Source organism: Pseudomonas sp. GW456-12-1-14-TSB6 (genome assembly GCF_059424205.1).
This window is the reverse complement of record NZ_JBWKZE010000038.1, coordinates 39,357-49,683: the sequence shown is the minus strand read 5'-3', so window position 1 is coordinate 49,683 and position 10,327 is coordinate 39,357. Positions and strand designations below refer to the sequence as shown.

Annotated in this window: 10 protein-coding genes; 4 read left to right on the top strand and 6 right to left on the bottom strand. The window is 60.4% G+C overall.

The genetic code is table 11. From position 1 onward, the window contains the following. Nucleotides 1-269: 269 nt before the first annotated feature. From AC07Y2_RS25810 to AC07Y2_RS25800, 3 genes are all read right to left on the bottom strand, one after another. The gene (locus tag AC07Y2_RS25810) at nt 270-1,928 is read right to left on the bottom strand and encodes a cation acetate symporter (RefSeq protein WP_074687559.1); all 1,659 of its coding nucleotides are present in this window, start codon (nt 1,926-1,928) and stop codon (nt 270-272) included. After that, nucleotides 1,925-2,236, bottom strand: coding sequence for a DUF485 domain-containing protein (locus tag AC07Y2_RS25805; protein WP_011333111.1), 312 nt, complete (start codon nt 2,234-2,236; stop codon nt 1,925-1,927). The genes AC07Y2_RS25810 and AC07Y2_RS25805 overlap by 4 nt, the downstream gene beginning before the upstream one ends. A gap of 230 nt (nt 2,237-2,466) precedes the next feature. Then, entirely contained in the window at nt 2,467-3,318 is an 852-nt protein-coding gene (locus AC07Y2_RS25800) for a glycine betaine ABC transporter substrate-binding protein (protein ID WP_039769782.1), read from the bottom strand. A 287-nt stretch (nt 3,319-3,605) separates the two neighbouring features. Between AC07Y2_RS25800 and AC07Y2_RS25795 the strand changes: the two genes are divergently transcribed. Continuing rightward, nucleotides 3,606-5,201 carry a glycoside hydrolase family 17 protein gene (locus AC07Y2_RS25795; protein WP_103385700.1) on the top strand — a complete coding sequence of 532 codons (1,596 nt, stop codon included), beginning with the start codon at nt 3,606-3,608 and terminating at the stop codon, nt 5,199-5,201. 30 nt (nt 5,202-5,231) lie between these two features. On the opposite strand, the gene AC07Y2_RS25790 is transcribed toward AC07Y2_RS25795, so the two are convergent. Further along, the gene (locus AC07Y2_RS25790) at nt 5,232-5,600 is read right to left on the bottom strand and encodes a hypothetical protein (RefSeq protein ID WP_039769778.1); all 369 of its coding nucleotides are present in this window, start codon (nt 5,598-5,600) and stop codon (nt 5,232-5,234) included. 223 nt (nt 5,601-5,823) lie between these two features. Between AC07Y2_RS25790 and AC07Y2_RS25785 the strand changes: the two genes are divergently transcribed. After that, entirely contained in the window at nt 5,824-7,122 is a 1,299-nt protein-coding gene (locus AC07Y2_RS25785; protein ID WP_039769776.1) for a serine/threonine protein kinase, read from the top strand. After that, nucleotides 7,115-7,903, top strand: a complete 789-nt coding sequence (locus AC07Y2_RS25780) for an MlaA family lipoprotein (RefSeq protein WP_007959292.1) — start codon at nt 7,115-7,117, stop codon at nt 7,901-7,903. Before AC07Y2_RS25785 ends, AC07Y2_RS25780 begins: the two co-directional genes overlap by 8 nt. Before the next feature lie 64 nt (nt 7,904-7,967). Here the strand turns inward: AC07Y2_RS25780 and AC07Y2_RS25775 are convergent, their stop codons facing one another. Further along, entirely contained in the window at nt 7,968-8,882 is a 915-nt protein-coding gene (locus tag AC07Y2_RS25775; protein ID WP_007959291.1) for a DUF808 domain-containing protein, read from the bottom strand. A gap of 134 nt (nt 8,883-9,016) precedes the next feature. On the opposite strand from AC07Y2_RS25775, the gene AC07Y2_RS25770 reads away from it, so the two are divergent. After that, the gene (locus tag AC07Y2_RS25770; protein WP_007959290.1) at nt 9,017-9,622 is read left to right on the top strand and encodes a TetR/AcrR family transcriptional regulator; all 606 of its coding nucleotides are present in this window, start codon (nt 9,017-9,019) and stop codon (nt 9,620-9,622) included. A 91-nt stretch (nt 9,623-9,713) separates the two neighbouring features. On the opposite strand, the gene AC07Y2_RS25765 is transcribed toward AC07Y2_RS25770, so the two are convergent. Continuing rightward, nucleotides 9,714-10,154: a GlcG/HbpS family heme-binding protein gene (locus AC07Y2_RS25765; protein ID WP_103385701.1), complete on the bottom strand. Its 441-nt coding sequence runs from the start codon at nt 10,152-10,154 to the stop codon at nt 9,714-9,716. Nucleotides 10,155-10,327 lie beyond the last annotated feature (173 nt).

Genomic DNA, 10,327 nt, shown 5'->3' with positions numbered 1-10,327 from the left:
CAAACCGTAGGCGATGCCCCCGGATCAATCCCGGAGCGAAGGAACCCCGAGCCTCAGCGAGGGGCCGTACGTCAGGGCAGAGACCTTTTGGTTACTTTTGGGGCGTTTGCCAAAAGTGACCCGCCGTAAGGGCGGAACCCCAAGAAGCCGTTACCGCAGCAACGGATATACACCCACCTCCCAAGAACACCCGATAACCGCCCACAAAAAAAATGCCCCAATCTCTCGACCAGGGCATTTTCAATTCAAATCAACCTACACAAAAAGCCTCAGTGCGAAACCGCCCCACTAGCCCCCAACCCAGTCTGCGAACGCACAAACTGCGGGAAGAACGCCGCACGCTCGTTCTCTGCCGCCACCGACTTATCGGTGATCGAGAAGAACCAGATCCCGATAAACGCAATGATCATCGAGAACAACGCCGGATACTCATAAGGGAAGATCGCCTTCTCATGATGCAGAATCTGCACCCAGATGGTCGGGCCAAGAATCATCAGACCCACCGCACTCACCAGACCCAGCCAGCCGCCAATCATGGCGCCACGGGTGGTCAGCTTCTTCCAGTACATCGAAAGCAGCAGCACCGGGAAGTTGCAGCTCGCCGCGATGGAGAACGCCAGACCAACCATGAACGCAATGTTCTGGCTTTCGAACAGGATGCCCAGGCCGATGGCCAGAACGCCCAGCGCGATGGTGGTGATCTTCGAAACGCGGATTTCATCCTTCTCGTTGGCCTTGCCCTTCTTGATCACGCTGGCGTACAGGTCGTGAGACACCGCCGAAGCACCGGCCAGGGTCAGGCCGGCCACTACTGCCAGAATGGTCGCGAACGCCACCGCCGAGATGAAGCCGAGGAACACGCTGCCGCCCACGGCGTTGGCCAGGTGCACCGCCGCCATGTTGTTGCCCCCGAGCAGAGCGCCCGCTGCATCTTTAAAGGCCGGATTGGTGCTGACCAGCAGGATCGCGCCGAAGCCGATGATGAAGGTCAGGATGTAGAAGTAGCCAATGAAACCGGTCGCGTACAGCACGCTCTTGCGGGCTTCTTTCGCGTCGCTGACAGTGAAGAAGCGCATCAGGATGTGCGGCAGGCCGGCGGTACCGAACATCAGTGCCAGACCCAGGGAGAACGCCGAGATCGGATCTTTGACCAGACCGCCCGGGCTCATGATCGCTTCGCCCTTGGCGTGAACCTTGATCGCTTCGGAGAACAGGGTGTTGAAGTCGAAGTTGACGTGCTTCATCACCATCAGCGCCATGAACGAAGCACCGGACAGCAACAGCACCGCCTTGATGATCTGTACCCAGGTGGTCGCCAGCATGCCGCCGAACAGCACGTACATGCACATCAGGATACCGACCAGAATCACCGCAACGTGGTAGTCGAGACCGAACAGCAACTGGATCAGCTTGCCGGCACCGACCATTTGCGCGATCAGGTAGAACGCCACCACCACCAGCGAACCGCAGGCAGACAGCGTGCGGATCTGGGTTTGCCCGAGGCGGTAGGACGCCACGTCGGCAAAGGTGTATTTGCCCAGGTTACGCAGACGCTCGGCGATCAGGAACAGAATGATCGGCCAGCCCACCAGGAAGCCGATCGAGTAGATCAGGCCGTCGTAGCCGGAGGTGAACACCAGCGCGGAAATCCCCAGGAAGGACGCCGCCGACATGTAGTCACCGGCAATCGCCAGACCGTTCTGGAACCCGGTGATCTTGCCGCCCGCCGCGTAGTAGTCGGCCGCCGAGTTGTTGCGCTTGGACGCCCAGTAAGTGATGCACAGGGTTGCGCCAACGAACGCCACGAACATGACGATCGCGGAAACGTTGAGCGGTTGTTTGTGGACTTCGCCGGTCAGGGCGTCAGCGGCCCAGACGGCTGGAGCAAACGCTGCGATGCTCAAAAGAGCCAGTAGACGCCGGATCATTGCTGAGCCTCCTTGAGAATCGCGTTGTTCAGGTCGTCGAACTCGCCATTGGCGCGGCGCACATAAATGCCGGTCAGGATGAAGGCCGAGACAATCAGTCCGACACCGATCGGGATGCCCCAGGTGATGGATGATTCGGGGCTGATTTTCGTCCCGAGCACTTGCGGCCCGTACGCGATCAGAAGGATGAAGCCGGAGTAGAGCCCGAGCATGATCGCCGAGAGTATCCAGGCGAACCTTTCTCTTTTCTTGACCAGCTCCTTGAAGCGCGGGCTGTTCTGAATCGAGAGGTAAATGCTGTCGTTCATTGTTTTTATCCTCGCAGCACAGATTTTTATTTTTGGAACGTATCCACTGTATGCGGCTGCGAGCCGGGTTCCAGACGACCTTAGTAGTAGAACGCCATGACGTTTTTGCCAATTTCCAGACCAGCCGAAAACGCCCACGCCTGCCTATTAATAGAGGACAAACAAAAAAGGCCGCCCGACGGTCATGTCGGGCGGCCCTGGGAAGCGCAGATTAGACGCTTCGGCTTAAATCACTTGGTCCAGTCGGCAACACGCTCAGGGTGCTTGGCAACCCAATCCTTGGCCGCTGCGTCAGGTTTTGCACCGTCCTGAATCGCCAGCATGACTTCGCCGATTTCGTCTTTCGAAGCCCACTGGAAGTTCTTCAGGAACTTGGCCACTTCCGGCGCCTTGGTCGCCAGTTCCTTGCTGCCGATGCTGTTCACGGTTTCAGCCGCGCCGTACACGCCTTTCGGGTCGTCGAGGAAGCGCAGTTTCCACTTGGCGAACATCCAGTGCGGCACCCAGCCGGTAACGGCGATGGATTCGTTTTTCTTCTCGGCACGGGTCAGCTCGGCAATCATGCCGGCGCCGGAACTGGCCTTGAGTTGATAACCCGTCAGGTCGTAATCCTTGATCGCCTGATCGGTCTTGAGCATAACGCCTGAACCGGCGTCGATGCCGACGATGCGCTTCTTGAAGGAGTCGTCGGTTTTCAGGTCTTCGATGGTCTTGGCCTTGACGTACTCCGGCACGATCAGACCGATTTTCGCGTCCTTGAAGTTCGGGCCGTAATCGACGACCTGATCCTTGTTCTTGGTCCAGTATTCGCCGTGAGTCACGGGCAGCCAGGCCGAGAGCATGGCGTCGAGTTTGCCGGTGGCAACGCCCTGCCACATGATGCCGGTGGCGACGGCCTGCAGTTTCACGTCGTAGCCGAGTTTCTGCTTGATCACTTCGGCCGCCACGTGGGTGGTCGCGACGCTGTCGGACCAGCCGTCAACGTAACCGATGTTCAGGGTCTGTTTTTCAGCGCTGGCGAAAGTGGAGCCCATCGCAAATACCAGAGCGGCACCTGCGCCTAAAAGTCGTCGCATCTTCATCGTTACTTCCCCGAAATGCTGCGCCCGACGGATGCCGGGCATCGTCAACGTGTTGTTATGGTGCTCGGCGCCCCCATCACGCCCGTTCGCGAACTCGTTCGAACATCAGCGGAGTACTGATGAGTCCGATCATCAACCTGACGCCCGTTAAGACCTGCTCTGCCAGCGACCTCGAAGCAACGAGAAACGACATCAGAAAGCCATTAACTGCCTCCGGATATTTGGCGCCAGACAATCCGCCCGAACTTTGCATGTCAAAATCGTGCGGGCCACCAACCTGCTTATAAATGCAGGTAACATGCGTCGCTTTGCAGCCACTCGGCCTGACCATGTCCGCAACTTCCCGTTTCCCCTTTCTTCCCTATCTGTTCGCCTGCCTGCTCGGGCTGTTTGCCCTGTGCGGCTTCTGGTACGGCCTCGGCAAACCGGTGATCCTGCCGGACGTCGCCACCCCGACCCACAAGCTGCAATGCGCCTCCTACACCCCGTTCGACAAAGACCAGTCGCCGTTCGACGTGCCGTTCAAACTGCGCCCGGAGCGCATGGACGCCGACCTCGCCCTGCTCGCCACCCGCTTCGAATGCATTCGCACCTACTCGATGACCGGCCTCGAAGCGCTGCCGGAACTGGCGCGCAAACATGGTTTGAAGTTGATGATCGGCGCGTGGGTCAACAGCAATCCGGTCGACACCGAGAAGGAAGTCGACTTGCTGATCGCCTCGGCCAACGCCAACCCGGATGTGGTCAGCGCGGTGATCGTCGGCAACGAAGCCTTGCTCCGTAAAGAGGTCACCGCGACCCAATTGGTGAAGCTGATCAACAAGGTCAAGAGCCACATCAAGCAGCCGGTGACCTACGCCGATGTCTGGGAGTTCTGGCTCAAGCACCCGGAAGTCGCGCCGGCGGTGGATTTCCTGACCATTCACTTGCTGCCGTACTGGGAAGACGATCCGTCGAACATCGACGCCGCGCTGCATCATGTGGCGCAAGTGCGTCAGGTGTTCGGCAACAAGTTCGCTCCAAAAGACGTGATGATCGGCGAAACCGGCTGGCCGAGCGAAGGCCGCCAGCGTGAGACCGCCCTGCCGAGCCGGGTCAACGAGGCCAAGTTCATTCGTGGATTTGTCACCCTCGCCGAACAGGAAGGTTGGCGTTACAACCTGATCGAAGCGTTTGATCAGCCGTGGAAGCGCGGCAGCGAAGGCGCGGTCGGCGGTTACTGGGGGCTGTTCGATGCGGATCGCCAGGACAAGGGCGTGTTGGCCGGGCCGGTGTCGAATGTGCCGTACTGGTCCCAGTGGCTGGCGGTCGGCGGAGTGATCTTCCTCGGCACATTGCTGCTGGGCGGTCGGGTTCGTACGACGCGCTCGGCGCTGATCCTGCCGTTGCTCGGCGCCCTCGCCGCCTGCTCCATCGGCGCCTGGGGCGATCTGGCGCGGGTGACCACGCGGTTTGCCAGCGAATGGCTGTGGGTCGGTTTGCTGACGATCCTGAATCTGTTGGTGCTGGCCCATGCCGCGCTGACCTTGAGCGCCCGCAATGGCTGGCGTGAACAGGCGTTCAACGCTTTCGAGCGACGGGCCGGCTGGCTGGTGGCGGCAGCCGGTTTCGCCGCTGCCGTGATGATGCTCGAACTGGTGTTCGATCCGCGTTATCGCAGTTTTCCGAGCATGGCCTTCATTCTGCCGGCGCTGGTTTACCTGTGCCGCCCGGTCAGCGTGGCCCGTCGGGAGATCGCCCTGCTGACCTTCATCATCGGCGCAGGCATTGCGCCGCAGCTGTTCCGTGAAGGATTGCAGAATCAGCAGGCGTGGGGCTGGGCGCTGGTCAGCGTGTTGATGGTGGCTGCACTTTGGCGCTGCCTGCGGGTTCGCAAAGCCTGATTCACAGAGAATACCCGCGATGACTGACGATCAGGCCTCGCGGGATTCCCGGACCAGTCGCAACCCGGCAATCACCACCGCAAACACCGCCAGCGTCGTGTTGTACAGCGCCAGCGCCGGCAACCCGAACACCAGCGCCAGCACCGCCAGCCACCACCCTGCCCGGCCCGGCACGACAAAACCGAGCACGGCTGCAGCGACCGCCGCCCAGCCCAGCAGCTGGAAATGAATCAGCAGGCCCAGGTTCGAGCGCACCGAGCATTCCCAGCGGCTCGCCTCATCCACGCAGATGCCCACCCACTGCGCATCCTCCATGAAGCCATAACGCGCGCCATAACTGGCAGCCAGCCACAACGGCAACAGAACGAGCAGCAGAATCACGGGCAAGCGGCGGGACATGGAACACTCCAATCGACGAAATCGGCGGCCAGCTTAATCTGCCGCCGCGCATACGCAAGGACTAACAACTCTTAACTGGTCATTCCTTCCTTGCAAAGTGTATCGTCCGGCTACTATTACTCCGAATTCTGTCAGTTTGGTGCCGTGGCATGGCACTTTGACGCAAACCCGGTGGTCATAGCCTGCGAACTTCATTCGGCACCTTCCTCTAAGGGATCCAGTCATGCTCCGTTCCTTGCGCTTCGCCGCCCTGTTTGGCGGCCTTATTCTGAGTGCGTCCGCGCTGGCGGTGGATATCGACGCCGCCAGCTATGGCTATCCCCTGACCAATCCGTTCGAGGCGACCATCGCCACCACGCCGCCGGACTTGCGCCCGGAACTGCCACTGGACGACGACATCGATCAGGCCGATCGCAGCATCACCCTGCGTCCCGAGCGCGAATTCATCCTGCCGGACAATTTCTGGCCGGTGAAAAAACTCACCTACCGCATCGCCACTCAGGACAAGGCCGCGCCGCTGATCTTCCTGATCGCCGGCACCGGCGCGCGCTACGACAGCACGCTCAACGAGTACCTGAAGAAGCTTTATTACAAGGCCGGCTACCACGTCGTGCAGCTGTCATCGCCGACCAGCTTCGACTTCATGAGCGCCGCCTCGCGTTTCGCCACCCCCGGCGTGACCAAGGAAGACGCCGAAGACATGTACCGGGTGATGCAGGCCGTACGGGCGCAAAACCCGAAACTGCCGGTCACCGACTATTACCTCAGCGGCTACAGCCTCGGCGCCCTGGACGCGGCCTTCGTGGCGCATCTGGATGAAACCCGGCGCAGCTTCAACTTCAAGAAAGTCCTGCTGCTGAATCCGCCGGTCAACCTCTACACCTCGATCACCAACCTCGACAAGCTGGTGCAGACCGAGGTCAAGGGCATCAACAACAGCACCACCTTCTATGAACTGGTGCTGAACAAACTGACCCGCTACTTCCAGCAGAAGGGCTACATCGACCTCAACGATGCGCTGCTCTACGACTTCCAGCAGTCCAAGCAGCACCTGAGCAACGAGCAGATGGCGATGCTGATCGGCACGTCATTCCGTTTCTCGGCGGCCGATATCGCGTTCACTTCGGACCTGATCAACCGTCGCGGCCTGATCACCCCGCCGAAATTCCCGATCACCGAAGGCACCAGCCTCACGCCGTTCCTCAAGCGTGCGCTGCAATGCGACTTCGACTGCTACCTCACCGAACAGGTGATCCCGATGTGGCGCGCCCGCACCGACGGCGGCAGCCTGCTGCAACTGATCGATCAGGTCAGCCTGTATGCGTTGAAGGATTACCTGCACGACAGCCCGAAAATCGCCGTCATGCACAACGCCGATGACGTGATCCTCGGCCCGGGCGACCTCGGTTTCCTGCGCCGGACCTTCGGCGATCGCCTGACCGTTTACCCGCTGGGCGGCCATTGCGGCAACCTTAACTACCGCGTCAACAGCGACGCCATGCTGGAGTTCTTCCGTGGCTAAATATCTCCTGCTGATTGCAGCGCTCCTCAGTGCAGGTATGGCCCAGGCCGACAACAGCAAAGCCAATGCACCGGTGGTCATCGACAGCGACGGTTTCAAGGAGCCGCTGTCTAAACTCAAGTTCAACCCGGGGCTGGATCAGCGCGAGTTCGAGCGTTCGACCCTCAGCGCGCTGAACGTCTATGACCCGCTGGAAGAGTGGAACCGCCGCGTCTACCACTTCAACTACCGCTTCGACCAATGGGTGTTCCTGCCGGTGGTCGATGGCTATCGCTACATCACCCCGAGCTTCGTGCGCACCGGCGTGAGCAACTTCTTCAACAACATTGGCGACGTGCCGAACCTGGTCAACAGCCTGTTGCAGTTCAAGGGCAAGCGCTCGATGGAAACCACCGCGCGCCTGCTGCTCAATACCACCATCGGCATCGCCGGACTCTGGGACCCGGCTACCGCCATGGGCCTGCCGCGCCAGAGCGAAGACTTCGGCCAGACCCTGGGCTTCTACGGCGTACCGGGCGGCGCCTACTTCGTGCTGCCGATCCTCGGCCCGTCGAACCTGCGCGACACCGCAGGCCTGGCCGTGGACTACACCGCCGAGTCCGCGATCAACTTCCTCAACGTCTCGGAAGTCAGCTCCAACCACCCGGAAGTGTGGGTACTGCGTGGCGTCGACAAGCGTTACCAGACCAGCTTCCGCTACGGTCAGCTGAACTCGCCGTTCGAGTACGAAAAGGTGCGCTACGTCTACACCGAGTCGCGCAAGTTGCAGATCGCCGAGTAAAAACGCCAGCCACAAAAAAGGCCATTCGATGCGAGTCGAATGGCCTTTTTGTTTGCCTCAGGATTTAGCCTTTCAGGGCTTTCCAGACTTTACCGATCACGGACACGCCCGCCAGCACCACCGCACCCGCGATGATCCCCGCCACGCCGTTCAACAGCATCGGCACCACAAACCCGGCGCCACCGGCCGCTGCCCCGACGCTTTCGATCCAGTGATGCACCACCGGCACGCCGTGGGTCAGGATGCCGCCACCGACCAGGAACATCGCAGCCGTGCCGATCACCGACAGGCTTTTCATCATGTACGGAGCAGCGCGCAGGATACCGTTGCCGATACTTTTGGCCATCTGCCCGGGCTTCTGAGTCAGCCACAGACCGAGATCATCGAGTTTGACGATACCGGCCACCAATCCGTAAACGCCCACGGTCATGACAATGGCGATGCCCGACATCACGATCACTTGCTGGGTCAGCGAAGCATCGGCCACGGTGCCGAGGGTGATGGCGATGATTTCCGCCGAGAGGATGAAGTCGGTGCGGATCGCGCCCTTGATCTTATCCTTCTCGTAGGCCACCAGATCGGTTGCCGGATCAGCCACGGCCTCAACCAACTGGGCGTGCTCGGCTTCATCTTCGGCCTTGCTGTGCAGGAACTTGTGCGCGAGTTTTTCGAAACCTTCGAAACACAGGTAGGCGCCACCGACCATCAACAGCGGTGTCACCAGCCACGGCACGAACGCACTGATCGCCAGCGCCGACGGCACCAGGATCAGTTTGTTGACGAACGAGCCCTTGGCCACCGCCCAGACCACCGGGATTTCCCGCTCCGCGCGTACGCCGGAGACTTGCTGGGCGTTGAGCGCCAAGTCGTCGCCGAGCACGCCGGCGGTCTTCTTGGCAGCCATTTTGGTCATCAACGCAACGTCGTCCAGAACGGTAGCGATGTCGTCGATCAGCACCAGCAAACTGCTTCCTGCCATGAATCATGTTTCCTTATGTGAATAATGCCGCGCAGCATACCGCGACTGTGGGCCACACGGGGCATTGTTGAGCGCCGCGCGAGGCCGGTGCTACCATGCGCAACCGCCAGAACAGGCAAGGAACCACCGGGTTTATGAGCACAATCCGCGAGCGCAACAAAGAACTGATCCTGCGTGCAGCCAGTGAAGAGTTTGCCGACAAGGGCTTCGCTGCGACCAAAACCAGCGACATCGCCGCCAAGGCAGGACTGCCCAAGCCCAACGTCTATTACTACTTCAAGTCCAAGGAAAACCTCTACCGCGAGGTGCTGGAAAGTATCATCGTGCCGATCCTGCAGGCCTCGACCCCGTTCAACCCGGACGGCGTACCGAGCGAAGTGCTGAGCGGTTACATCCGCTCGAAGATCCGCATCTCCCGCGACCTGCCTTTCGCCTCCAAGGTGTTCGCCAGCGAAATCATGCACGGCGCCCCGCACCTGAGCGCCGACCTGGTCGAGCAGCTCAACGGCCAGGCCAAGCACAACATCGACTGCATCCAGACCTGGATCGACCGCGGCCAGATCGCCCCGATCGACCCCAACCACCTGATGTTCAGCATCTGGGCCGCGACCCAGACCTACGCCGACTTCGACTGGCAGATCTCCGCCGTCACCGGCAAGGACAAGCTCGACGAAGCCGACTATGAAGCCGCAGCACAAACCATCATCCGGTTGGTGCTCAAGGGCTGCGAGCCGGACTGAAGTCCGCACCTCCAGACACAAACAAGCCCGCCTTCACATCATCCTGTGAGGGCGGGCTTGTGCGTTTCAGCGGCTATCCGGTTTTAGCCACTCAGGCCGCCACCCCCGCATCCGCCCGCAGATCCAGGGCCTCCACGGCCTTGATCGCGACCTGCTCATCGATGTCCGACAGATCGCCGCTGATGCCGATCGCACCCAGCACGTTCCCCGTCTGATCACGAATCAACACACCACCCGGTGCCGGCACGACACTGCCCTGCCCCATGCTGTTGAGCGCGGCGATGAACGCCGGGCGTTGTTGCGCGTCCAGCGCCAGCAGGCGTGAGCCCTTGCCCAGGGCGATGGCGCCCCAGGCTTTGCCGATGGCGATGTTCGGGCGCAGCAGGCTGGCGCCGTCTTCGCGCTGCAAGGTGACCAGATGGCCGCCGGTATCCAGTACCGCGATGGTCAGCGGCGCGGCGGAGATGGCCCGCCCTGCATTGATGGCTTCGTTGACCAGCTTGACTGCGACTTTCAAGGTTAAAGCGCTCATGGTGCCGTCCTCATTTTGTTATTGGGAAAGTCGTTGAACTGCGCGCAAGTGCCGCAGCCCGATGCAACAAATAGAACACAATGAGTTATTTTTTTGTATACAATAATTCTCGAAAAGCGCCTCATGCGACGAAAAGCCACAGCAGAACAGGCTTCCGACGAATGAAACAGGCG